This is a genomic window from Kribbella sp. NPDC004536 (assembly GCF_042873835.1).
Classification (GTDB): Bacteria; Actinomycetota; Actinomycetes; order Propionibacteriales; family Kribbellaceae; genus Kribbella.
In genome coordinates, this window is sequence record NZ_JBIALY010000003.1 from 1 (window position 1) to 23,722 (window position 23,722).

General features: G+C 67.8%; 17 protein-coding genes. 8 read left to right on the forward strand and 9 right to left on the reverse strand.

Features of this window, described 5'->3' with window-relative positions:
• Window positions 1-123 precede the first annotated feature (123 nt).
• On the forward strand, window positions 124-4,335 hold the full coding sequence (locus ACFYRU_RS25175) for an RHS repeat domain-containing protein (RefSeq protein WP_387662965.1): 4,212 nt from the start codon (window positions 124-126) through the stop codon (window positions 4,333-4,335).
• A 198-nt stretch (window positions 4,336-4,533) separates the two neighbouring features.
• Here ACFYRU_RS25175 and ACFYRU_RS25180 read toward each other — a convergent pair whose 3' ends face one another.
• Genes ACFYRU_RS25180 through ACFYRU_RS25190 form a run of 3 tightly spaced genes read right to left on the reverse strand, consistent with a single transcriptional unit; the run spans window position 4,534 to window position 8,169 of the window.
• The gene (locus tag ACFYRU_RS25180; protein WP_387662967.1) at window positions 4,534-5,298 is read right to left on the reverse strand and encodes a hypothetical protein; all 765 of its coding nucleotides are present in this window, start codon (window positions 5,296-5,298) and stop codon (window positions 4,534-4,536) included.
• Window position 5,299: 1 nt separating this feature from the next.
• On the reverse strand, window positions 5,300-7,078 hold the full coding sequence (locus ACFYRU_RS25185; protein WP_387662969.1) for a protein kinase: 1,779 nt from the start codon (window positions 7,076-7,078) through the stop codon (window positions 5,300-5,302).
• Window positions 7,075-8,169 carry a neutral zinc metallopeptidase gene (locus tag ACFYRU_RS25190; RefSeq protein ID WP_387662971.1) on the reverse strand — a complete coding sequence of 365 codons (1,095 nt, stop codon included), beginning with the start codon at window positions 8,167-8,169 and terminating at the stop codon, window positions 7,075-7,077. Before ACFYRU_RS25190 ends, ACFYRU_RS25185 begins: the two co-directional genes overlap by 4 nt.
• 66 nt (window positions 8,170-8,235) lie before the next feature.
• Here ACFYRU_RS25190 and ACFYRU_RS25195 point away from each other — a divergent pair, with 66 nt between their 5' ends.
• Entirely contained in the window at window positions 8,236-9,945 is a 1,710-nt protein-coding gene (locus ACFYRU_RS25195) for a DUF2207 domain-containing protein (protein ID WP_387662973.1), read from the forward strand.
• Between the two features lie 49 nt (window positions 9,946-9,994).
• Here the strand turns inward: ACFYRU_RS25195 and ACFYRU_RS25200 are convergent, their stop codons facing one another.
• Both ACFYRU_RS25200 and ACFYRU_RS25205 read right to left on the reverse strand, forming a co-directional pair.
• Window positions 9,995-10,993, reverse strand: a complete 999-nt coding sequence (locus ACFYRU_RS25200; protein WP_387662974.1) for a neutral zinc metallopeptidase — start codon at window positions 10,991-10,993, stop codon at window positions 9,995-9,997.
• Window positions 10,994-12,499: 1,506 nt separating this feature from the next.
• Window positions 12,500-13,768 carry a neutral zinc metallopeptidase gene (locus ACFYRU_RS25205; RefSeq protein ID WP_387662976.1) on the reverse strand — a complete coding sequence of 423 codons (1,269 nt, stop codon included), beginning with the start codon at window positions 13,766-13,768 and terminating at the stop codon, window positions 12,500-12,502.
• Window positions 13,769-13,887: 119 nt separating this feature from the next.
• Here ACFYRU_RS25205 and ACFYRU_RS25210 point away from each other — a divergent pair, with 119 nt between their 5' ends.
• A complete protein-coding gene (locus ACFYRU_RS25210; RefSeq protein WP_387662978.1) occupies window positions 13,888-15,573 on the forward strand; it encodes a DUF2207 domain-containing protein in 1,686 nt (561 codons plus the stop codon).
• A 64-nt stretch (window positions 15,574-15,637) separates the two neighbouring features.
• Here ACFYRU_RS25210 and ACFYRU_RS25215 read toward each other — a convergent pair whose 3' ends face one another.
• The 4 genes from ACFYRU_RS25215 to ACFYRU_RS25230 form a co-directional block, all read right to left on the reverse strand.
• Window positions 15,638-16,930 (reverse strand): peptidase C39 family protein, encoded by a 1,293-nt coding sequence (locus ACFYRU_RS25215; RefSeq protein WP_387662980.1) that lies wholly within the window; start codon window positions 16,928-16,930, stop codon window positions 15,638-15,640.
• Between the two features lie 62 nt (window positions 16,931-16,992).
• Window positions 16,993-17,550 (reverse strand): GNAT family N-acetyltransferase, encoded by a 558-nt coding sequence (locus tag ACFYRU_RS25220; RefSeq protein WP_387662981.1) that lies wholly within the window; start codon window positions 17,548-17,550, stop codon window positions 16,993-16,995.
• 31 nt (window positions 17,551-17,581) lie between these two features.
• Complete coding sequence (locus ACFYRU_RS25225; RefSeq protein ID WP_387662983.1) at window positions 17,582-18,406, reverse strand: lysozyme; 825 nt, start codon at window positions 18,404-18,406, stop codon at window positions 17,582-17,584.
• Between the two features lie 103 nt (window positions 18,407-18,509).
• The gene (locus tag ACFYRU_RS25230) at window positions 18,510-19,727 is read right to left on the reverse strand and encodes a neutral zinc metallopeptidase (protein WP_387662984.1); all 1,218 of its coding nucleotides are present in this window, start codon (window positions 19,725-19,727) and stop codon (window positions 18,510-18,512) included.
• Between the two features lie 74 nt (window positions 19,728-19,801).
• Here ACFYRU_RS25230 and cysS point away from each other — a divergent pair, with 74 nt between their 5' ends.
• From cysS to ACFYRU_RS25255, 5 genes are read left to right on the forward strand one after another with little or no spacing between them, the layout of a single operon-like run.
• A complete protein-coding gene (cysS, locus tag ACFYRU_RS25235; protein WP_387662986.1) occupies window positions 19,802-21,226 on the forward strand; it encodes a cysteine--tRNA ligase in 1,425 nt (474 codons plus the stop codon).
• Window position 21,227: 1 nt separating this feature from the next.
• Window positions 21,228-22,190, forward strand: coding sequence for a 23S rRNA (guanosine(2251)-2'-O)-methyltransferase RlmB (gene rlmB, locus ACFYRU_RS25240; RefSeq protein ID WP_387662988.1), 963 nt, complete (start codon window positions 21,228-21,230; stop codon window positions 22,188-22,190).
• Window positions 22,191-22,237: 47 nt separating this feature from the next.
• Window positions 22,238-22,996, forward strand: coding sequence for a DinB family protein (locus ACFYRU_RS25245; protein WP_387662990.1), 759 nt, complete (start codon window positions 22,238-22,240; stop codon window positions 22,994-22,996).
• Between the two features lie 31 nt (window positions 22,997-23,027).
• The gene (locus ACFYRU_RS25250) at window positions 23,028-23,309 is read left to right on the forward strand and encodes a type II toxin-antitoxin system Phd/YefM family antitoxin (protein ID WP_387662992.1); all 282 of its coding nucleotides are present in this window, start codon (window positions 23,028-23,030) and stop codon (window positions 23,307-23,309) included.
• A complete protein-coding gene (locus ACFYRU_RS25255; protein ID WP_387662994.1) occupies window positions 23,306-23,710 on the forward strand; it encodes a type II toxin-antitoxin system VapC family toxin in 405 nt (134 codons plus the stop codon). The genes ACFYRU_RS25250 and ACFYRU_RS25255 overlap by 4 nt, the downstream gene beginning before the upstream one ends.
• Window positions 23,711-23,722: the final 12 nt, after the last annotated feature.

Consider the following 23,722-nt stretch of genomic DNA (forward strand, 5'->3'; position numbering starts at 1 on the left):
CGCGCCACGACCAGCTTCGACTACACCCGCGACGGGAACACCCCCGACCAGCCCCAATCCAAATGGGTCCTGTCCAAGGTCACCACGAATGATGGGCATGCCGGTGACGGCGCGGACACCACCATGACCACCTACAGCTACAGCGGCGGGGTCTACGACCGGCGCGAGCGCGAGTTCCGCGGCTACAGCCACGTCACCGCCACCCAACACAACACCGCGGCCGCGGGCTCACCGGCCTACCGGTCCACCACCACCACGTATCGCACCGACTCCTACTACACCAAAGGCCTGCCCACCCAGACCGTCACCACCGACGCGGCCGGCCACAAGTTCACCCAGACCGACACGTCTTACACGGTCCGCGACGTGAACAACCCCGGCCACGTCGTCGACGCGACCGATCTGGCGTCCACGACCGCGACCCTGTTCCCATTCGCCTCGCGCACCGACCAGTCCTTCTACGAAGGCCAGGCCACCGCGGGCAAGTCGACCTATTCGACCGCGGACTACGACGACCAGGGCAACCAGATCACCGCTCTCGCCGCCGGGGAGGCCGGCACCGCGGACGATGTCACCACGACCACCGGTTACACGTCCTGCCCGACCTCGGGGGTCACGGTCGCGAACGATGCGAAAACCTCGGTGGCCGGGGTCGTCAAGCGGCACACGCACTCGGATGTGGACTGCGCCACCGGCGAGGTCACCCAGACCCGTGCCTACCTGGTCGACCCCACGACCGGCGCTGACAGCCCGCCCGCGACCACCCCGACCACGGACGCCACCTACTACCCCGACACCGACGTCCTGCGCGGCGGGCAGCTGAAGACCGTCACCGGGCCGGTCAACAAGGACGGGCAACGCGCCACCACCACGTATGACTACGACACCACCGTGGGGATCTACCCCGAGTCGGTGACCGACCAGTTCGGTTATGTGTCGACCTCAACTCATGACTTCCGGTTCGGTGTCGTGCTCACCTCCACGGATGTGAACCACCAGGTCGTCACCTCGGCCTACGACAACCTGGGCCGGATGACCTCGACCACGGCCCCGCAGGAAGCGGCGGCGGGGAAGACGACCATCTCGTTCGAGTACCACCCCGACGCCACCACCCCGTATGCGGTCGCCAAGCACGCGGACCGGCAGGCCGACGGGTCCTATAAGCCGGACACGATGGACACCATCACGTTCACCGACGGGCTCGGGCGCGTGATCCAGACCAAGGCCGACGCCACGGTCGCCACCACGCCCGGCGCGACACCGGCCGACGTGATGACCATCTCCGGCCACACCGTGTTCGACGCGTTCGGCCGTGCAGTCTCCACCGCGTTCCCGCTCACCGAGGCGAAGGGGCCGGCGAACACCACGTTCAACCCGGCCACCGACGACGCCAACGTCCAACCCACGGTCGTGACCTACGACGTGATGGACCGCGCCACGAAGACCGTGCTGCCCGACAACACCACCAGCAGCGTGGACTACGGGTTCGGTCAGGACCGGGCCGGTGACTCCCAGTTCGAGACCATCACCACCGACCCGAACGGCAAGACCGCCCGCTCCTACACCAACGTGAAGGGGCAGACGACCGCGGTGAAACAGTTCAACCCCGCCGGCGGAACCGCCCAAGCGGTGATCTGGACCAGCTACGGCTACGACCCCCTCGGTGAGAAAACCACGATCACCGACAACACCGGCCACGTCACCACCACCGGCTACGACACGTTGGGCCGTGTCACCAGCACCATCTCGCCGGATTCGGGTGAGACCGACACCGGCTATGACCCGGCCGGGAACATGACCACCCAGCACACCGCGAAACTGGCCGCGAACCAGGTCGTGAACTACGACTACGACTACACAAGGCTCAAAGCCGTCCGCTACCCCGTCTTCACCGCCAACAACGTCACCTACACCTACGGTCCCCCCGGCGCGGCCCACAACACCGCCAGCCGCATCGCCCACGTCGCCGACGCCGCCGGCACCCAAGACTACGAATACGGCACCCTCGGCGAGGTCACCAAGGACACCCGGGACGTCACCAACCACGGCTCCTTCCCCGGTCACTTCACCACCAGCTACAGCTACGACTCCTTCAACCGCGTCCTGACCTTGACCTACCCCGACAACGAGGTCCTGACCTACCACTACAACGCCGGCGGCCAAGTCGACACCGCCACCGGCGTCAAAACCGGCCACACGTATCCGTACCTGACCGGGTTGGCTTACGACAAGTTCGGCGCCCCCATCCAGCAGACCACCGGCAACGGCACCACCACCACCAGGGCGTTCGACCCGATCACCCGGCGCCTCGACACCCTCAAATCCCAGCTGTCCAGTGACCACGGCAACTACGTGTTCCAGAACCTCAACTACACCTACGACAACACCGGCAACATCACCAAACAAACCAACGACATCACCGCACCCCCCGGCCCCGTGGTCGGCACCCAGGTCGGCGGACCCACGACCGAGAACTACCGCTACGACGACCTCTACCGCCTCACCCACGCCGACGGCACCTACACCCCCACCGCCAACAAAACCGACCACTACACCCTCGACACCACCTACAACGCCCTCTCAGACATCACCAACAAAAACCAGACCCGCTCCATCACCAACAACAACGTCACCACCCCCGACAGCGGCCTCACCTACAACAACACCTACACCTACCCGACAGCCGGCCCGACCACGGCACAGCCGCACGCGGTCACCACGATCGGTAACACCGCGCTCGCCCCCGGCGGGAACACCAGCTACCTCTACGACCCGGCCGGGAACCAGATCTCCGCGACCGCACCGAACGGGCGCCGGCAATCCATCTGGGACGAGAACAACCGGCTCGAGTGCACCCACGAAAACACCCAGTCCACGACCCTGCCCCAAACCCCGGCCTCGTGTGACAACGCCGGCGGCACCACCACCAGCCGCTACCTCTACAACCCCGGAGGCGAACGCGTCGAAAAAATCGACGCCAACACCCACCTCTACCCCAACCAGAACTACTCCACCACCGACGGCAAACAGTTCAAGCACATCTACATCAACGGCGCCAAACTCCTCACCCAGCAGGTCGAGGCCGACCAGCAGACCGAAAACCTCCAATACTGGGACCACCCCGACCACCAAGGCTCCACCTCATACGTCACCGACGCCACGGGCGGGATCGCCGAACACATCAACTACATCCCCGGCGGCGAAACCTGGAACGACGAACACCCCACACAACCCATCCCCACCCAATACACAAGCCTCGAAAAAGACACCCAAACCGGCCTCTACTACGACCACGCCCGCTACTACGACCCCCACACCAACCAATTCACCACCACCGACCCAGCCCTCCCCGGCATCGCACACGACACCACCAGCCTCGCCACCTACACCTACGCAGCCGCCAATCCCATCATGAACACCGACCCCAGCGGCCTGTTCCCAACCCTCGGCCCCATGGGAGCCTCCGACGACACCACCTCAGCGTCGTCCAGCGGCAACACAGCAGCCCACGGCTACGACCCCAACACCGGCATCGCGTTCTCCTCCAACAACGGCCTCACCGACACCAACGGCAACCCCACCATCGCCGAAAACGGCGACACCACCACAACCTCATCTGTAGCCGCCCCCGCTGCAGGAGCAGTCGCAGCCGCTGTGGCCGGTACTGCTGTAGTCAAGCAATATTACGGTGGCACGCATACATGGGTTGAATCCTATAACCCAGTGACAGGAGAAACGGTGAGGGTGCACGTGCGGGCAAATGCAGAAGGCGATCCCAATGTGGTCCTCCCATTCGATGAGAGACTGAGTGGATGGTATGACGAGGCATATGCGTTCGAGGTGCCAGATGTAGAAGCGATGCAATCAGGTATGCGAGAAGCGCTCGATAATGGGACATTTGGCAACCATTCACCAGTAGACAATGATTGCATTGTGTTTTGTGCGGAAATGTTGCAGGAGGGGGAGGTTGGAGGTGTCGTTTCAACCACTTCGCAGGAAGCGTGGGCGTCGATCAAAGCGAGCGGAGAGAATGTGAGTAGAAGTGTCGCTCGTGGCGGGGGTGCCGCTGGGAAAACCCTTCTGGTGCTTGCGATCTTTGGCGCTGTGACGGCCTATAACGAGTCTCGTGCAGAAGCGAACCCTCGAGGTGTTGCCCTAGTCGATGCGGCGACCCAATTCGAGTTCGGAGTTCCATACTTCAAGGTCATGCAGACATTTGGAGGACCGATGGTGGGACCCGGCGGGATAAACCCGGAGAAGATGGTAAAAGCAGCGGCAGGAGGGAGCTCTCCCGCGAACTTCGGAATGGCGTGTGCCTGGGGAGGCTGCAGGTGATGTAGAAGTCGTGGGGCTATCTTCCATCGCGGTTGGCCGCGCGATTGAGACTAACCCTCTGCTGCTCGGCTCTGGGCCACACGCCTCGTGTGGCCCAGAGTACGACCTGCTATACAGGGACGTTGATCTCATTGTCGCGACTCGATGGCTTCTGCATGCGGCGAAGCTAAAGGCGGTTGCCGGGGACCCCTCCCGAGCTCAGTCGTCGAGCGCCTTCAGGTCCCTCGGTACCAGGGTCGTGGTCAGCAGCAGCACCCGGAACAGGTTGTCGTTCAGGGCGTTCCCGACAGGCTCGCCGACCTCTTCCCGAGTCAGACCGGGTACGCCGTCTCGCGACAGCCGGTTGCGCAGGTTGGAGACCAGGTGTTCGACCTTCTTCGCGGTCCAACCCGCGGCGGGTTGCAGTTCCGCCAGTTGGTCCGCTGCCTGCCGCCACGACAGCGGTAGCGGGTGCAGGTCGTGGAGAAGGTAGCGCTGACCTACCACGGTCAGGGCGAGCCGCTCGTCCGGTGAGAGCTTCCAGGTACGCGGTGGTTGCGTGGGGTCGCGTGGCCGCAGTGCGGGACGGCTTCCGCTGTCGCCCACGACGTACACCTGCAAGAGGTGCTCGCGCCCGCTGGAACCCTGTACGAACAGCGGCGTGTAACCAGCAGCTAGGGGCAGCGGGTCCTCGCCCGCGAAGAGCATGAGCTCGCCTGGGAACCGTACGGGCAGTCGGCCGGTCACTGCGACCTGCCACTGGTTCCCGCGGTAACTGATGGACCCGTGCATCCGGCTGACTCGCTGGTCGTCCTCACCGATCGAGACGTGTACCTCGTCCCGGTTCCGCCCGAACAGGATCGTCCCGTGCGTTCCGGGGTCTGCTCTGACTCCACCTTCGACGCTCAGTACGTAGATGGTGCCCGGCTGCGCGTCCGGTACGCCGCCGGCCAGGCTCGGCTGGTTCTGGGGGAGTCTCTCCATCTCAAGCCTTCGGGAGCTTCGGGGCCGCGGCTTGGGTCAGCTTCGTAGCCAGTCCACACAGCGTGGCCGGCTTCGCCGAGCCGGCGACGGACATGGTCACCAGTTCGTCCTGGTCCTGCCCGTTCGAGTCGACGTACTCGCGGAAGACGAGCACCACCGCGCAGGTCTGCGGACCGTCGTTCTCGATCGACACGACCCCGGAGCGGCTGCCCACCGTGATCGGCTGACCGTCGGTCCCACCCGGCTGGTCCCGGTCGAAGTACAGGTCCACCGTCAGGTCGTTCGCCGTACCCTCCCAGCCGCACGTCCAGTTGCCGAACGAACGGTCCGGCCGGGCCGCGTCGATACCGGGAATCACCGCGAGCGCCTTCTTGTCGAGCAGCGTGCACGCGTCGACATGTGCCAGCGAGTTGGCCGGCAACGGCTGTGTACGCCGGGGGATCGGGCCGGCCTGGAGTACGCCGATCGCCTTCTGGGTAACGGCTTCTGCCATTGCGCAGACGTCCATCCCGGATCCCTGCGTGTGCTTTGCGACCACCTGGATCTGGGTGCGGTCGGACAGCACCAGGATCCGTTCGCAGTCGTCGCCGCCCGACTTCTCCCGCGTCACGGTCCGCAGGTTGCCGGTGAACTTCTGCACGGTCCCTCGCGGCGAGTCGGTGCCCGGCAGGTTCAGCTCGGCCCGTACGTCGACCTCCTGGTCGCCCTTACCGGTGACGACCACGTCGCAGCGGTCGAAGTTCCCGTACTCGGGCTCCAGCGTCGGATCGCCGAACTTGGCCAGGGAGGCTTCGTCGATCAACGCACACGGGTCGACCGTCATCGGGTTGCCTACTGGGTCTCCTAGTATCGGCTTCGTCGTTGTGGCTGGTGGTGCGCTTGAGGGTTTCGAAGGCTCTGAGACCGTCTTACCGATCAGCACGCCTAGTACTGCTACTACAGCTACGCCTGCGGCGGCTGCTGGGATTACCCAGCGTTTGCGGGGGCGGTTTATCGGGGTGGGGGGTGTGTCTGTGAGGGCTTGGACTACTTGGTCGATGGTGGGGCGGTCTGCGGGGTCTACGGCGAGCATGCTGTTGACCACGGGCGTCAAGGCACCACCGTGGCGCAGTGGCTCCAGTTCGCCGCGTGCTGCGCGACGTAGTACTGCCAGCGGGTTCGGGTTGTCGCCGTACGGTGAGTGGCCCTCCAGTGCGCTGTAGAGCACAGCGCCCAGCGAGAACACGTCGGACGCCGCCGTCGGTTCGTTGCCGTTGGCTACTTCCGGCGCGAGATGCGTCGGCGTACCGACGCTCGAGCTGTCGGTCAGCGTCGCCTCGGCCCACAGCGGGCGGGAGATGCCGAAGTCCGCGAGCTTCGCCGTACCGTCAGACGTCACCAGGACGTTGGCCGGCTTCAGGTCCCGGTGGATGATGCCGGCCGCGTGCACCGCCTGCAGCGCGGATGCGACCTGCGCGCCGATCCGCTTGACCTGGTCCGGTGGCAGCGCGCCGAGTTCGTCGAGGCCGCGGGACGGCAGGTACTCCAGGACCAGCCAGTGCTCGTCGCCGTCGGACACCACGTCGAAGATCGTCACCACGTGCGGATCGTGCAGCCGCGCACCGGTCCGGGCCTCGCGGCGCAGCCGGCGGCCGTCCGGGTCGTCCACCCCCGGGTGTGCGCGTTTCAGCGCCACCACCCGGTCCAGCTGCTGGTCGTGGGCACGCCAGACCGAGCCCATACCGCCCGAGCCGAGCGGTTCCCCCAGTAGGTAGCGGCCCCCGATCAGGCGCCCGGTCACTTCACCAGATCCGCCGGAACGGCGAAGGTGTCACATGCCTTGTTCTCGCCGACGTTGAAGCCGTTCTGGATCCAGAAGCCCTGGCTGGTCGCCAGACCGTGCGTCCGCTCGTCCTCCGGGGTGTCCGGCGACTCGCCGAAGCTGTTGCTGGACTGCTCCTTGAACTCGTCCATCCGGTTGGTCAACGGGTACGACTTCGCGACCGCCCGGCTGAACACGCCGCCGAAGCAGGACGCCTGCAGCTCGTTGCGCCGGGAGCTCTCCAGCTTCTGGTCCGGGTGGTCCTGCAGATAGACGGCCCGCGCGTAGAACAGCCCGGTCACGCCTTGCACGTGATGGCCGTACTCGTGCGCGATCGTCATCAGGTACGCGAGGTCTTCCTTCGGCCCGAAAGCACGGTCCATCTGCTTCACGTCGACGTACATGATCTGGTTGCCGTAGCAGTAGAACGCGAGGACCCGTCCCGACAGCGGCTCGAAGTTGCCGCACGCGGTCTGCACAGGCTTGTCGAACACGACCAGGCCCGGGTCCGGCTTGTCCTGGCCGAGCTGGTGGAAGATCGGGCGCCAGGCGTCGTTCAGGCACTTGAAGAGACGCTGGTAGTACACCTTCTGCGCAGCGAGGCCGCCCGAGCCCAGGTCGGCCGCAGGGCAGTTCTGCTCGGGCAGGGGGCCGGTGTGGTAGACCTCCGCGTTCAGCAGGTAGTCCTCGGCCGTTCCCTTCTGCGGGTTGGTCGTCGGAGACGGCACGATCGACGGACCGGTCACCTTGGGCTCTTCAGGGCCGCTGGCGGTCGTAGTGCCGCCGCTTGTCCACAGGACGACAGCCATGATCGCGGCTGCGATACCGATGAACACCAGCAACGAAAAGCCGAGGAGAACCAGCCGGAACGAGCTGTTGCGTCGCGGCGGCGGCTGGAAGCCGTTGAAGTGTCCCGGGCCGCCGTACTGTGGCCACTGCTGGCCCTGACCCTGTTGTTGAGGCCACTGTGCGGCCTGCGGGGGCGGCAGGACACCAGGCGGCGGGCCCAGCGGCCGGGGGCCTTGCTGCTGGCCCTGCTGCTGGCCACCGTAGCCGTACGGGCTGCTCACAGCTCTGGCCCTCCAAGTGGTCGGTCGAGTTCGCTGCACGAACCGGCACGGGACTACCCTCGACCCATGTCACCGAAGCGCCGCCTCCTCCCGGCTGCCCTGCTGATCTCCCTGACCGCCCCGGTCGCCGGCCTGTTCGTTGCCCTCAGCCCGGTGTCCGCGCAGGCGGCGGTCCGTGCGGACGACCAGATCACGGCCTACACGGCGGACGCGACCCTGACCAAGGACGGCAAGCTGCAGGTCAAGGAGTCCGTCGACCTGACTCCCGGTGGCACGACGTTCAGCCGGACGCTGGCCACCCGCGTACGCTCCGACTCCGAGCGGGACCGGACGTACGACATCACCGACGTGTCCGCGACGGTGAACGGGCAGGCTGCGCAGGGCTTCCAGAACCAGAGCGTCGACGACGGCCGCAAGCTGACGCTGAACGTGTCCGGGCAGTCCAAGATCGTCTACAGCTACACAGTGGACAACGTGGTCTCGGACTCCGTCGACGGCCGCGAGGTGAGCTGGCCGGTCGTGCAGGGCTTCGGCGTCGCGATCCCAGAGGCCAAGCTGAACATCAGCGTCCCGTTCGCGACCTGGGTGACCTGCTTCGCCGGCCGCACCGGCTCGAGCATGCCGTGTACGACGTCGCAGCTGGGCGAGTCCGCCGAGCTGGAGATCCAGCAGAACGGCGTACCGGCCGCCGGGCGCGTCACGTTCCTGACCGGGCTGAGTGACCAGGCGAACGTCCAGCCGAACGCCAAGTACTCGACCCGCTGGACACTCGGCCGGGCCTTCACCGCCGACTCCACCACCGTCGGACTGGCCGTGCTCGTGTTCGGGATCGGGCTGCTCGGCTCGGTCGGCCTGTGGTTCTTCCGTGGGCGGGACGCGGCCAAGGTCGGCCACGGCGCCCCGGAGCGCCCCGTGCTCGACGGTTCCGACGGCCCGCAGTTCGCCGCACCGGACGGCATCCGTCCGGGCCAGGTCGGCACCGTGGTGGACGAGTCGGCCGACGTCGTCGACATCACCGCGACCTTGCTGGACCTTGCCGTACGCAACTACCTGACCATCGTCGAGCAGCCGCGCGACACGCACTTCGGCAAGCTCGACTGGGAACTGCAGCGGCTGCACCCGGGCGGTCCGGAGCTGCTGGCGTACGAGAAGGCCTTGCTGGACGCGGTGTTCGCCGACGGCGACACGGTCCTCGTTTCCGCCCTCGGCCCGTCGCTGCGGCCGCGGCTCAACCTGGTTCGCGAGCAGCTGTACGCCGACGTCGTGACCCAGGGCTGGTTCAACAGCAGGCCCGACGCGGTCCGGAACCGCTGGACGACGGCGGGCGTGGTCCTGCTCGGCGCAGGCGTCGTACTCACGATCGTGCTGGCCGTTGTCAGCAAGTTCGCGTTGGTCGGGTTCGCGGTGATGGCGGCCGGTCTGGTGCTCGCGCTCGTCGGCCAGGCGGCGCCGGCCCGTACTGCCCGCGGCGCCGCCGTACTGGGTCGGGTGGCCGGCCTGCAGCACTACCTGGCCAACGAGTCCTCGACCGATCTGCCGGAGAGCCACCGGCTCGAGTTCGCGTCCCGGTGCCTGCCGTACGCCGCCGTCCTCGGGCTGACCGAGAAGTGGGCTCTGGAGATCGCCGCCACCGATGACGACGACGACCCGGACGCCGGCATCGGCTGGTACTCCGGCCCGGAGAACTGGCACCTGTCGGACATCGGCGAGTCGCTCAGCAACTTCGTGACGTCCTTCGGCGGCACCCTGACCACGGCCCGCCGGCTCTTCGGCTGACGGACAGCACAAAGCCCGGCCCACGGTGTGGGCCGGGCTTTTGTCTGTTCTAGTTGACCCGTACGTCGGCTGCGGTGAACGTGTTGCAGGAGTCCGGCTTCTTGTTGTTGTAGCCCGTGACCGACCACTGGTAGTTGCTCACCCGGTTGCCGTGGTCGTGCACCCGCGGGCGAGCGTAGTCGTCGCCCATGTGCGCGATCAGGACCTTCCAGTTCGCCAACAGCGGGCCGCTCATCGGGATGAACGTCGCGTTCGCGCCCAGGTACACCGCGCCGAGACAGGTCGCCTGCAGCTCGCGCCGGCGACTCTCGGTCAGCTGCCCGTTCGGCGACATCGACTTCTGCCGCGTCATCGACGAGGCGAGGATCCCGCTGAGCTTCTGGATGTGGTGGCCGTACTCGTGCGCGAACGTGTTCAGCATGATCGCCCGCGCGTACACCGGGTTCCGCGTGTAGGCCTGGTTGTCGACCGTGAACGGCAGGTAGATCGTCTCGTTCGCCGGGCAGTACGCGGCGCGGACACTGCGCTGCATGCCGCACGGGGACGAGAGCTTGCCGACGTACACGACCGCCTTCGGGTTGCGGAACGGCAGGTTCGCCTTCTTCATCGCCAGCCACCAAGTGCGGTTCAGGCACGGGAGGAGACGGCCGTAGTACTGCTGTGCGGCCGGGACCGTGACCGGCGCGAACGGCGGCTCTGCACACTTCGACGCGGCGACCGGGCCGATCGTGTACAGGCGGCTGCCCTTCACGACCTCGTCCACCGTCGGGCCGCGCGGGGCCGTCGGGGTCGGTGAGGACGACGGGGTCTCGGACGGGGTCTCCGATACTGGTGCGGTCGGGCTCTGCTTGGCCTCGGCGTCACCGCCGCCGATGCTGCGCACGATCAGCGTGATGCCGGTGCCGAGGATCAGGACGGCGAGCGCGACGATGCCGATCAGGATCGGGCGGGTCAGCTTCTTCTTCTTGCGCCGGCGGCCGCCAGGGGGCTGCGGGATCGGGATCGGCGGGTACTGCCAGGTCGGCGCTTGCTGCACCGGCTGGCCCATGGGGCCGAGCTGCCCGGAGTTCCCTTGCGGCGCGGAGTGCCGGCCCGCTGACTGCTGGGCTTGGTTCTGGTTGGGCAGTGCGTTGCTCCAAGGCGAAGCCGGCTGCTGCTCCTGGCCGCCTTGCGGGCCCCAGAGGTAAGACCCTTCGGAGTGGGGTCCGGTCTGCTGACGCGGTTCCTGCTGCGACGGCGAGGCCTGCCAGGCACTCGACTCCGACTGCTGACCCGCCGACCAGTTCGCCCGCCCCCGCGAGGAGTCGTTCCCAGCCTGCAAAGTCCAAGACTGATTCCCCCAAGACCCACCACCCTGAGCCCCCACGCCCTGCTGCCCACTCTCAGCCGACGATCCCCCCACCGACGGTCCACCTGCTGACGGACCTGATTGGGTGGGGCCGCCGTGGGGTCCGCCTGCCGGTGTGCCGGTGGAGCTGCCCGGCTGCCAGCCACTGGGCCGGCCGGGCGACGACTGCCAAGAGCTCTGCTGGTTGGGGCCGGGCTGGTTGGGAGCGGGGCGGTTCGGACCTGGCTGGTTGGGGCCGGGGCGGCCTGGGCCGGGTCCGCCGGTGCCGGGTCCGACGGGACCGGACTGGTCCCCGCCGAACTGGTTCCCGGCGAACTGGTTCCCGGCGGGCTGACCTGGGCCGGGGCGACCCGTGCCGCCGCCGGACAGGCCGGACTGGTCGGACTGGTCGGACCGATCGGACCGGCCGGGCTGATTGCCGCCGGGCTGGCTTGCGGCGGGGCCGGGCTGACTTGTGCCAGGGCCTGGCTGACTCGGGCCGGCGTGACCGGGCTGGTTCGAGCCCCACTGACCGGAACCGAACTGGCTAGGACCCTGCTGACTTGGACCCGGCCGACCAGAGCCGGGCTGCGCGGCACCCGACTGACCCGGACCTGCCTGCCGGGGCCTTGACTCCCCGGGACCTGCGTGACCCGGACCTGCCTGGCCGGGACCTGCCTGACCTGGACCTGGCTGGCCGGGGTTCGGTTGGGCGGAGCGGGGCTGGTTGGGGCGGGGGTGGGGCGGGGCGGGTTGGTTCGGGTTGGGGGGTTCGTCGGGGTGTTCGCGGCGGTTGGGGTCCCAGCCGCCGTCGAACCAGTTGTTGGCGGGGTTCTCGGACTGGGCCGGGTTCTGGAACTCGCGCTTGGCGTCGGTGTCGCCGGTCCACCAGCTGGACGACTGCCCGTCCGCGGGCCCCGGCTGGTCACCCGGCGCCTGCGGCCCGGCTTCGTTGTCCCGGGACCCGAACCACCCACCACCTGCCCCACCCTGGGGCTCCTGGGGACGGTCCGGCTGGGGGTCAGCCGGCTCGCCCGCGGGGGGCTGGTTCCTGTTGTCCGACATCGATGCTCCTCACGACCTTGCTGGGTGTAGCTCTGCAGCACGTTGGTGGGGTGCCTCAGCCGCCTCCCCCTGACATATCCTGCCGCGTCATACTTTGCGCGATCCGGACCCACCAGGCTAGTTACTTCGGCCAGTCGGTTCGCCGGAGGCCGGTGTGACCTGCTACTGGACCTTCGCCGCCGACGCCGCCCACGTGTTGCAGACCCGCGGATCGCGCGCGTTGTAGCCGCGCAGCGCCCAGTACTGGTGGTTGCCGGGATCGCCGTGGTCGTTGTTCAGGTCGGTGACGTGGCCGATCAGCCAGCGCCACTGGAACTGCGCCTGCCCGGTGACCGGGTAGCTGTTCCGGTTCGCCCCGATGAAGATGTCGGAGAAGCACGACGCCTGCAGCTCGAGCCGGCGGCTGTCCTGTAGTTCCATGTCGTAGTTCGGCCGCTCGTACCGGATCCGCGCGTACGCCTGCAGGATGCCCATGTTGTACTGCACGTGGTGCCCGTACTCGTGGGCGATCTGGTGCAGCATCCACATCCGCGCCCAGATCTTCTGGTAGCTCTGCGGGTAGCGGTTGTAGTTGCCCATGTCCTCGGTGAGGTTCATGTAGATCGTGTCGTTGTCACCGCACATGAACGGCGGGCCGGAGTCCTGGTGGGTACCGCACGGTGACGACACCGAGCCGCTGAACACGATCAGGTGCGGCGCGCGGAACCGCCCGCCGGCCCTGGTGACGATCGGGGCCCACGCCTTGTTCAGACAGCCCAGCAGGTTCTTGTAGTTGGCCTTGGCGCCGGCAACGGTGCTCTGCCGCGCCTTCGACTCCTTGCAGCGCACAGACGCCATCACACCGGCCTTGTACAGCCGGTTCTTGAGCACCAGGTCGCCGTCGCTCGGCCCTGGGTTCGTCGTCGGCGTACTGGTCGTCGTGGTCCGGCTGGCGGTAGGCCGTGGCGGCTGCGTCGTCGCCGTGGTCGCCGGAGCGGTCGGCACGTTCGCCGTGGAAGGCGCTTCGGTCGGCTCGGTCGGTTGGGTCGGGCTGTACGACGACGTGGTGGTCGGCTCGGCGTACGTCGGGTCGTGTTCCTTCAACGCCGACGACACCGCCTTGAGAGCAATGACTCCGACCACAAGAACGAACAGCAGCACCAGTACGGCGATCAGCGGGCCGCGGCTCTTCTTCTTGGGCGGCCGTCCGCCCGGCTGTGGGCCCCAGCCGAACTGCGGCTGCCCCTGAAATGGTTGCCCAGGGAAACCAGGCGGCGGCCCCTGGAAGGGAGGCCGCGGCGGTCCCGGTGGCGGACCCTGCGGCGGTCCCTGGTACGGAGGACGCCCGCCGGGCGGCGGTGCGCCGTACCCGGGCCCCTGCTGCCACTGCTGAGGTGGCTGCTGCGGCGGGTACTGCTGACCGGGCGGTGGTCCCCACTGGTTGCCTGACACGCCCGTGACGCTACCGGAGCGCGGGCTCAAGTTCGGCAGCCCCGTTGGTTGCCTGACACCCGCCAGACGCTAGGGTGCCCGGTGTCAACCTGACCCTCTCTCTACGGTGTGATTGGGCGATGCGTCTACGTCTCCTCGGGCTCTCCCTGTGTGCCCTCGGCCTGCTCGGCCTGTCCGCGGTCCCAGCGGGCGCGGCCGGAAGCAGTGCGACCGCCGATCCGGTGGTCACGAACTACGACAGTCAGGTCCGGGTGGAACGCGACGGCCTGCTCCGGGTCGCCGAGACCTGGAAGCTGAGCAACGTGAACGGGACCTTCACGCGGTTCATCGTGACCCGCGACCACCTGCCGGACGACATCGACCACGTGCAGGAGATCGGCGACCTGCAGGTCAAGGCCGGTGGCCAGGACAAGAAGGTCGACGTGAAGACGGACGGCGACGTCACGTCGATCGCCGTACCGGACGTCGACAGCAGTACGACGCAGCTCGACTTCACGTACACCGTGAAGGGCGCGGTCGCGAAGACGCTGGACGGCACCGAGGTGCAGTTCGCGCCGCTGACCGGGATCAGCATCCCGATCCAGAACGTGAACACGGTCTTCAGCGTCCCGGACGTCTCGCACGTGGCCTGCTTCGCCGGACCGGTGAACAGCAACGTGCCGTGTTCGCTGGCGCAGATCGGCGAGACCGCCGGTCCGACGTTCGAGCAGACCCAGCTGCCGCCGGGCAACACGATCCGGATGATCGTCGGCTTCCCGAAGGACCAGATCGCCGCGAACTCGATCGTCGAGTACCGGCACACCTTCAAGCGGGCGTTCTCCACCGACGCGGCGCAGCTGATCACCGCGCTGCTGGTGCTGCTGCTCGGCGCGATCGCGCTCGGTGTGCTGTACCGGCTGCGCGGCCGCGACCAGGTCGACCCGCGCCGGGTGGTGCCGGCGTCGCTGTTCAGCCTCGGCCCCGACGCGCGGATCGACTTCACGCCGCCGTCGGACCTGCGTCCGGGTGAGGTCGGCACGCTGATCGACGAGCGGATCGACCCGGTGGACGTGACCGCCACCATCATCGACCTGGCGGTCCGCGGCCACCTGACGATCACCGAGCTGGATCACAGCACGGAGTTCGCGCGGCCGGACTGGGAGCTGCGCCGGGTCTCGAACGCACCGGCCGAGGAGCTCCAGCGGTACGAGAACGTGCTGATCCGGGCGATCTTCGGGGACGCCGACTCGGTGCTGGTCTCCGAGCTCGGCAAGCAGGTCCGGGAGAACCTCACCCAGGTCCAGGACGCGCTGTACGACGGTGTCGTGAAGCGCGGCTGGTTCACCGAGCGTCCGGACCGGACCCGGTCGCTGTGGGCGACGATCGGTATCGCCACCACCGCGGTCGGTGTCATCGCGACCGTCCTGCTGGCGCTGCTGTCGACGTGGGGTCTGCTCGGGATCGCGATCACCTTGGTCGGCGTCGGCCTGCTCGTGGTCGGCCGCTACATGCCGGCCAAGGCCCCGGCCGCCGGGCGGGTGCTCGGCCAGGTCGCGGCGATCCGCGGCGAGCTGCTGGAGATGGACGTCAGCGAACTGCCGACCGACCAGCACGCCGAGCTCTGCTCCCGCGCCCTGCCGTACGCCGTTGTTCTCGGCGGCTCGGAGCGGTGGATCGACGCACTGGTCGCCACCGACACCACGCCGGACGAGGCGGACGAGGGCTTCCCCTGGTACCGCGGCCCGAGCGGCTGGCACCTGCAGTACCTGCCGGACTCGCTGCGCAACCTCACCACGAACCTGACGGGTGCGCTCTTCGCCCGCTGAGGTCCAACGCAACAGAGCCCGTCACGCCGCCCCGGCGTGACGGGCTCTGTCATTCGTGGAGTCCCTACCAGTTGTGCTGCGGGTCGGAAGGCGCAGGCAAAGCAGTGCCCTCCGGGTGGATCACGTAGACCAGCCCGCCCGAGTGCGGCACCCAGGCGTTCTCGAACGAGGCCCTGTCGTACGTCGTGCGTACCTGGTCGTTGCTGGCGATCAGATGCGACGCAGGGTCGTTGACGACCACGTTGCCGTTCTGGTCGAAGCCGACGATCACCATCAGGTGCCCGTTCGTCCCGTATCCCGCGCCAGGCAGGTCGCCCTTCTTGAACGACAGCGACGCCACCAGCGGGATCCCTGCCTTGATGAACTGCTCCGCCTCGGTCAGCGACCGAAGCCGAGTCACGAACGCGTCCAAGCCACGAGAGCCGGCGTACGCCGTGTTGAACGGCCAGTTGCCCGCGCCGTCGTACGAGTAGTCGAACACCGACCGCGCCGAGTGGTCGACCTGTGGATCGGTGTACGACGGGTCGACCCAGGCGGTCTCGGCCGCGGTCGGCCCGGCGCCCCAGTAGTCCAGCACCATCGCGGTCGACGTCGCGGAGCACCAGGCCTCGCCGCCGCCGTCCCATTGCGGGTACTGGCCGATGTGGGTCTCCTGCGAGTACGTCGGTACGTCGAGGACCAGGCCTTCCGCGCCGCCAAGGGGGCTTGCGGCAACCTTTTTGTCGGACGGCAGCTGGGACGCCATCGCGCCGACGGAGCGGACCGTCGGGGACTGGGTCGTACCGGCCAGCCGGTACAAGGTCACCTTCAGCTGCCAGCGGTCCAGCCACTTGCCGGTCGCGGCCTGGAAGGTGTCGACGGCAACGGATCCGTCGGCGTCGCCCTGGCTCGGCACCGAGGTCCGGTGGATGTCGCCGGCCGCTGTGTCGTCGCCGCCGGACCAGCGGCCGAGCACGTACCACTTGGTGGCCGTGCCGAGGTTCGTGGTCCCGGCCATCGACACCTCGACCCAGGTACCGGGCGGGGTGGTCGCGTTCCAGGACGCGACCAGCTCGGTCAGTCCGAACCCGGTACTGACGTGCGGCGAGATCCAGCTGGTCTGGTCGTACGACTTCGCGGTGCCGTCGCCGAACGGGTCGACGTACGACGTGGTGCCGGTGGACGTACCGAACGTGAGGGCGCCGTCGGCAACGATCGTACCGTGCTGTTCGCCGGCCAGGAAGTCCGCGCTCGACGTCCAGGTCCGGTAGGCGATCTGCCGCGCGGACGCGACCTTCACGGCTTCGCTCGGCACAGTGCCGGCGCTGAGCACGACCACCCCGAGGACCAGGGCGGTGACAGAACGGGCGGAGGTCATAACCCTGACGGTATCCCCAGCGGCAGTTGCTGTCATCGGATGGCGCGTCGTCGGCAAAAAACTTACGAGCGCTTGTTCCATTCGTCGAAGAGCATCGCGAAGACCAGTTCGTCGGTCCATTCGCCCTTCAGGTACTCGTTCTTCACGAAGTGCGCCTCCTGGCGCAGGCCGAGGCGGTTCAGCAGCTTCACCGAACCGTCGTTGCGGGCGTCCAGCCGGGCGATGATCCGGTGCAGGCCGAGCTCCTCGAACCCGAGACGCAGCAGTTCGACCGAGGCCTCGGCGGCGTACCCGTGACCGTGCGACTCCGGGTGGAAGACGTACCCGAGCTCGCCCGTGCGCTGCTCGGTGCTGGTCAGGAACAGCGTGACCTCACCGAGGTGCTGGCCGGTGTCCCGCAGGATCACTGCGACGGTGAGCGCTTGACCGTCGCTGTCCAGGGGGACATCGGCCAGTCGGCCGTTGAGAGCCTCCCGGACCTGCTCGGGCGTCCGTACGTCGTACAGCAGGAAGCGGGTGACGTCCGGGTTGGACTGCAGCTTGAGCAGGTCGTCGTAGTCGTTCTCGACGTAGCGTCGAAGGATCAGACGGTCGGTCTCGATCGGCAGCGAGTAGGTCACCGATCGAGACTATGTGACCGCCGCAACCCCATTAGCCGTTGGCGAGTGCCTGCAGCCGGCTGTAGTCGCCGTTGAAGTGGCTCTGGTCGAGCGGCGACGAGGTCCACTGCCAGAAGGTGTAGAACGGCCAGCCGCCCGGCAGCGTGCCCACCGAGGAGGCGTAGCGCGCGACCCAGAGCGGGTTGGTCGAGTTGAACGCGGTGCTGTTACCGGTGCAGGTGCTCCACCAGTCGTAGTTGGTGTAGATCACCGCGTCGCGTCCGGTCCGTGACTTGTAGGTGTTGAGGAAGTCCCGGATCCAGCTCACCATCGAGGACTGGCTGAGTCCGTAGCAGGTGGCGCCGTACGGGTTGTACTCGATGTCGAGCGCACCCGGCAACGTCTTGCCGTCCCCGGACCAGCCGCCACCGCTACTGGCGAAGTAGCCCGCCTGGGTGGCGCCGCTGGAGGTGTTCGGGGTGGCGAAGTGGTACGCACCGCGGATCATGCCGACGTTGTACGAACCGTTGTACTGCTGGGCGAAGTACGGGTTCTTGTAGGACGTGCCTTCGGTCGCCTTGACGTACGCGAACCGCTTGCCTTGACCCCACCAGTACGCCCAGTCGACGTTGCCCTGGTGGCTGGAGACGTCGATGCCTTCGACAACCGCCGTGGTGCTCATCGGCGATGCCGTGCTGTTGGTACTGGTGGTGGTCTTGTTCTGGGTCCAGCCCATGTAGGCGTCGCCGGCCTTCGTGATGCCGTGCTGGCGCGCCTGCGTGGTGGGCTGCGGGGCGGGAGTTGCTTGGGCGGAGCCGACCGAGGCCAAGAGCAGGCCAAGCGTCACGGCGGCACCCGTGAAAAGGGCGGACTTCACGGTTCTCCTCCAGAGCGAGATGAGGGGCGGACAAAGCGCTCGGAGGAGTTGTTACCCAGGTTGGGAGGAAATCAACCCTTTACGCCCTGCGTTTGGTGATCATTTACCGAACGTACGTCGGTGACGCCGTGAACGTGTTGCACGCGCGGGGGCTGCGAGTACTGAAACCGGCGTTCGCCCAGCGCGGGAGGATCGCCCTGCTGCCGTGGTCGCGCTGGGTGCCGTACTCGTCGCCCTGGTGCGAGTGGAGGTAGTCGAGCTGCTTCTTGAATGCACCGGAGATGCCGTAGCTGCCCTTGTTCGACCCCATGAACACGTTGCCGAAGCAGGTCGCCTGGATTTCCAGCCGGCGGCTCATCTCCAGCGACTTGTCCCCGGAGTACTGGTAGCGCAGGTTGTCGTCGGCCTGCAGGATGCCGACCATGTTCTGCACGTGGTGCCCGAACTCGTGCGCCACGGTGTCGGTCATCTCGGCCCGCACCCACGCCATCGCGAAGCTGTCGTTGCGGTACTGCTGGTAGAGCTTCACGTCGCCGCCGGCGTCCATGTAGATGGTGCGGTTGGCACTGCAGTAGAACGAGCTCGGTGCGGTGCCGCCGCACGGGCTGGTGGCGCCGCCGGAGAAGGCGAGCAGCTTCGGCGGGACGAACCGGCCGCCGGACATCGTCACCTGTTTCGGCCAGGCCCTGGTCAGGCAGGTGATCAGGTTCGCGTAGTACTTGCGGGCGTTCGCGATCGTGCTCGGGCGGGCGCCGGACTCACGGCAGCCGACCGAGGACATCACCCCGGACCTGTAGATCTTGTTCTTGGCAACCATGTCGAGGTCCGACGGCTCGGCCGGAGTGGTCTGCGTCGCGCTCGGCTGGGTGGTCGTCGTGGTGGTCTTCGCCGGCTGCGTCGGCCGGGTCGTCGTCGCAGGCTCGGTGGGCTGCCCAGTGGGCTCCTCGGTTGGCTGCTCGGTGGGCTGCTCGGTCGCAGTGGGTTGCGGCGCCGTGTAGGTGTCGTCGCTGCTGTGCTTCAGGATCGAGCTCACCACGAACAGGCCGACGGCGCCGAAGAGCAGCACGATCGGTACGACGATGAAGACAGCCTTGCTGCCCTTCTTCTTGCGCGGCGGCGGGTAGCCGTTGCCGCCGAAGCCGAAACCGGGCCCCTGCGGGGGTCCCCAGTTCGGCGGCCCGTACTGCTGGGGACCGGCATACTGCTGCTGCGGCGGGCCCGGGTACTGCTGCTGGGGCGGGCCGGGGAACTGCTGCGGGTACTGCTGCTGCGGCGGCGGGTACTGCCCTGGCGGCGGTCCGTACGGCCCTTGGTTCGACAACTGACCTGTCCTCCCGAAGATGTGCTGTGGATATCTTGTCAAGGACCGGTGCCACTTCCCGTTACCCTTGACCGGTGACACTTCGCTTGTACGACACCGCAACGGCAGCAGTGCGAGATTTCGAACCGGTCCATCCGGGCAAGGTCGGGATCTACCACTGTGGGCTGACGGTGCAGGGTGCCCCGCATGTCGGGCACATCTACAAGGAAGTGGTCTTCGACGTCCTGCGCCGCTGGCTGGAGCGCTCCGGGTACGAGGTCACCGTGATCGCGAACGTGACCGACATCGAGGACAAGATCCTCGCCAAGTCGGCCGACCGGGGCGTCCCGTGGTGGGCGCACGCGTACGAGTTCGAGCGCGAGCTGCACTGGGCGTACGACGTGCTCGGCTGCCGCCCGCCGACGTACGAGCCGCGCGCCACCGGGCACATCCCGGAGATGATCGAGCTGATCGAGCAGCTGATCGCGGACGGGCACGCGTACGTCGCCCCGGACGGCTCCGGTGACGTGTACTTCGACGTGAAGTCCTGGCCGACGTACGGCTCCCTGTCGCACCAGCGGATCGACGACATGGAGGCCGCCGAGGACGCGGACCCGCGCGGCAAGCGGGACCCCCGCGACTTCGCGCTGTGGAAGGGCTGGACCGAGGCGACGCCGCGGACCGCCTCCTGGCCGGCGCCGTGGGGACGCGGCCGCCCGGGCTGGCACATCGAGTGCTCGGCGATGGCGGGCAAGTACCTCGGCGCGGAGTTCGACATCCACGGCGGCGGTCTGGACCTGCGCTTCCCGCACCACGAGAACGAGCTGGCCCAGTCGACCGCGGTCGGGCAGAAGTTCGCCCGGTTCTGGATGCACAACGCCCTGGTCACCACGGCCGGCGAGAAGATGTCGAAGTCGATGGGCAACAGCGCCGTCGTCCGGAACGTGGTCGAGCGGGTGCGTCCGATCGAGCTGCGCTACTACCTGGTGCAGTCGCACTACCGGTCGGTGGTGGAGTTCTCGTTCGAGGCGCTCGAGGAGGCGGCGAAGAGCTTCCAGCGGCTCGAAGGGTTCGTCGACCGGGCGACCGAGGTCACCGGCGGGGTCGAGCCGGCCGCCGAGTTGCCGTCGGACTTCGCCGCCGCGATGGACGACGACCTCGGTACGCCGGCCGCCGTCGCGGTGCTGCACAACACCGTCCGCGACGGGAACAAGCTGGTCGCCGACGGTGACTCCGAGGCACTCCGGGAGGCGCTCGCGTCGGTCCGCGGGATGCTCGGCGTGCTCGGGCTCGACCCGCTGGCCGAGCCGTGGGCGTCGCGCACCGGCGGCAGCGAGGAGCTGACCGAGGTCGTCGACGGGCTGGTGAAGGCCCTGCTCGAGCAGCGCCAGGCCGCCCGCCTCCGCAAGGACTACGCCGCCGCGGACGCCGTCCGCGACCAGCTGAAGGCGCTCGGCGTCGTCATCGAGGACACCCCTCAGGGACCGCGATGGTCTCTCGTATCTACCGAAGGAAATTGACGTGCCAGGCAGTAGCCAGCGCAAGGGAGCGATCCGGAAGAAGCCGCGGGGCAACCCGACGGCCGGTTCCGGCGGCCGGGTCCGCCGCGGTCTCGAGGGCAAGGGCCCGACACCGAAGGCGGTGGACCGGGTCAAGCACCCCGCGCACAAGCGGGCGAAGGCGGCCGAGCGCGCCAAGGAACGCGAGCAGCGCGGCCGCCGTCCGGCGCGCAAGGACGCCGACTCGACAGTGGAGTGGGTGTACGGGCGCAACCCGGTCGTCGAGGCGCTGCGGGCCGGCGTACCGGCGTCCGCCCTGCATGTTGCCGAGGGCACCGAGCGGGACGCCCGGCTGCGCGAGGCGCTGCTGGTCGCGGTCGAGACCGGCGTCTCGGTGCTCGAGGTGCCCCGCTCCGAGCTGGACCGGGTCACCGCGGGCGGCGCGCACCAGGGCGTCGCGCTGCAGATCCCGCCGTACGAGTACGCCCACCCCGACGACCTGCTGCAGCGGGCCTACGACGCCGGCGAGGTGCCGCTGATCGTCGCACTCGACGGTGTCACCGACCCGCGGAACCTGGGCGCGATCACCCGGTCGGCGGCCGCGTTCGGCGCGCACGGTGTCGTCGTACCGGAACGCCGTACGGCGTCGATGTCCGCGTCGGCCTGGAAGACGTCGGCGGGTGCCGCGGCGCGGATCCCGGTCGCCCGGGCGACCAACCTGAACCGGGCCCTCAAGTCCTACAAGGACGCCGGCCTGCTGGTGATCGGCCTGGACATGAACGGCGCGGTCGAGCTGCCCGAGTTCGAGGCCGCGACCGAGCCGCTGGTGCTGGTCGTCGGCTCCGAGGGCAAGGGGCTCGCGCGGCTGGTCCGGGAGAACTGCGACCTGATCGTCTCGATCCCGATGACCAGCGTCACCGAGTCGCTGAACGCGGGGATCGCCGCCGGCGTCACGCTGTACGAGATCTCCCGTCGCCGCGGCTGAGCGGTTCCGGACGTAGACCGTCCGGAACATGCTCTAGCGTCCCGGTCATGGACAACTTCGAGCAGGCAGATCTGACCGGGGCGCGCTTCCATCAGGTGGGCCTCAACGACGCACGCTTCCATCAGGTGTATCTGAACGGCGCGCGCTTCCGGCTGGTCGACCTGTCCGGAGCCGTCTTCCGCGAGGTCCGGCTGACCGGCGTCTCGATCGACGGCGCCGACGTACGCGGCCTGACCATCGACGGCGTCGAGGTAGCCCCGCTCGTCGAGGCCGAACTGGTGCGCCGGCAACCGGCCCGGGCCCTTCGCCACGCTACCGACCCCGCCGACCTGTGCCGGGCGTGGACGCTGATCCAGGACGCCTGGCAGCAGACCTACGACGACGTGGCCGCCCTTCCCGAAGGTACGACCGACATCTCGGTCGACGAGGAATGGACGTTCACCGAAACGCTCCGCCACCTCGTCTTCGCGACGGACGCCTGGTTGGGCGCCGCGCGACAGTCCACGAGCTACCACCCGTGGGGTCTCGCCTTCACCGAATTCACCGACGCCGCGTCGTTGGGCCTGGACCCTGCCGCCGCCCCGCAGTACGCCGAAGTCCTGAAGCTCCGCGCGGACCGCGCCGCCGCCGTCCAGTCGTTCCTCACCGACGCGACCCCAGCCCTCCTCGCCGAACCCCGCCAAGGCCCACCCTGGGCCGACGAACCCCTGACCACCCTCGCCTGCCTCCACGTCATCCTCGACGAAGAACTCGAACACCACCACTACGCCACCCGAGACCTCACAACACTCCAATCCCGCTCTTGATGTAGCTACAAGATGTAGTTACATTGGGGGTATGAGAACGATCGGGCTGCGGGAGCTCAACCAGAACCCCTCGAAGGCGGTAGCCCGAGTGCGCGCGGGCGAGACGATCGTCGTGACTGATCGAGGTCGTCCGGTGCTTCGGCTGGTGCCAGAAGACGCACGCCCAGGTGTACTTCAGCACCTCCTGGACGCGGGGGAGGTAAGTCCGCCGGCCGAACTTGGCATGCCGGACTTGATGCTGGAGCTGGCGCCAGGTGTGGACAGCCTGTCGGATCTGCTGATCGAGGATCGCGACAAGGAGCGGCGCAGGTGATCTACCTGGACTCCTGCGCGCTGCTCAAGTTCATCAAGCCCGAGGCCGAGTCCGCCGCGCTGCGTGCCTGGCGTACGGCGTTGCCCGAGGACACCGAACTGGTCACCAGCGAGCTGGCAAGCCTGGAGATCACCCGTACCCTTCTCCGCGCCGGTGTCGATCACCAGCAGGTGCCGTACTTCGCCGGCCAGGCGGTTCGTGGCGTTTACCTGGCCGATCTGACCTCGACGGTGCTCGGACGTGCGATGGCGTATCGGACGGCCAAACTGGGCTCGCTCGACGCGATTCACCTGGCGAGTGCTGAGCCCTTCCGGCCGGAGCTGACGGAGTTCGTGACCTACGACAAAGAGTTGGGCGCCGCGGCTGAGGAGCTTGGTTTTCCGGTCCTGTCGCCCAGCTGACGCACTGCGCCC

Bases quoted from the DNA above. Each gene is read 5' to 3' on its own strand.
- ACFYRU_RS25175 (WP_387662965.1), top strand. From the start codon at position 124: ATGACCACCTACAGCTACAGCGGCGGGGTCTACGACCGGCGCGAGCGC.
- ACFYRU_RS25180 (WP_387662967.1), bottom strand. From the start codon at position 5,298: ATGGAGAGACTCCCCCAGAACCAGCCGAGCCTGGCCGGCGGCGTACCG.
- ACFYRU_RS25195 (WP_387662973.1), top strand. From the start codon at position 8,236: ATGTCACCGAAGCGCCGCCTCCTCCCGGCTGCCCTGCTGATCTCCCTG.
- ACFYRU_RS25200 (WP_387662974.1), bottom strand. From the start codon at position 10,993: ATGGGCCAGCCGGTGCAGCAAGCGCCGACCTGGCAGTACCCGCCGATC.
- ACFYRU_RS25210 (WP_387662978.1), top strand. From the start codon at position 13,888: ATGCGTCTACGTCTCCTCGGGCTCTCCCTGTGTGCCCTCGGCCTGCTC.
- ACFYRU_RS25215 (WP_387662980.1), bottom strand. From the start codon at position 16,930: ATGACCTCCGCCCGTTCTGTCACCGCCCTGGTCCTCGGGGTGGTCGTG.
- ACFYRU_RS25245 (WP_387662990.1), top strand. From the start codon at position 22,238: ATGGACAACTTCGAGCAGGCAGATCTGACCGGGGCGCGCTTCCATCAG.
- ACFYRU_RS25250 (WP_387662992.1), top strand. From the start codon at position 23,028: ATGAGAACGATCGGGCTGCGGGAGCTCAACCAGAACCCCTCGAAGGCG.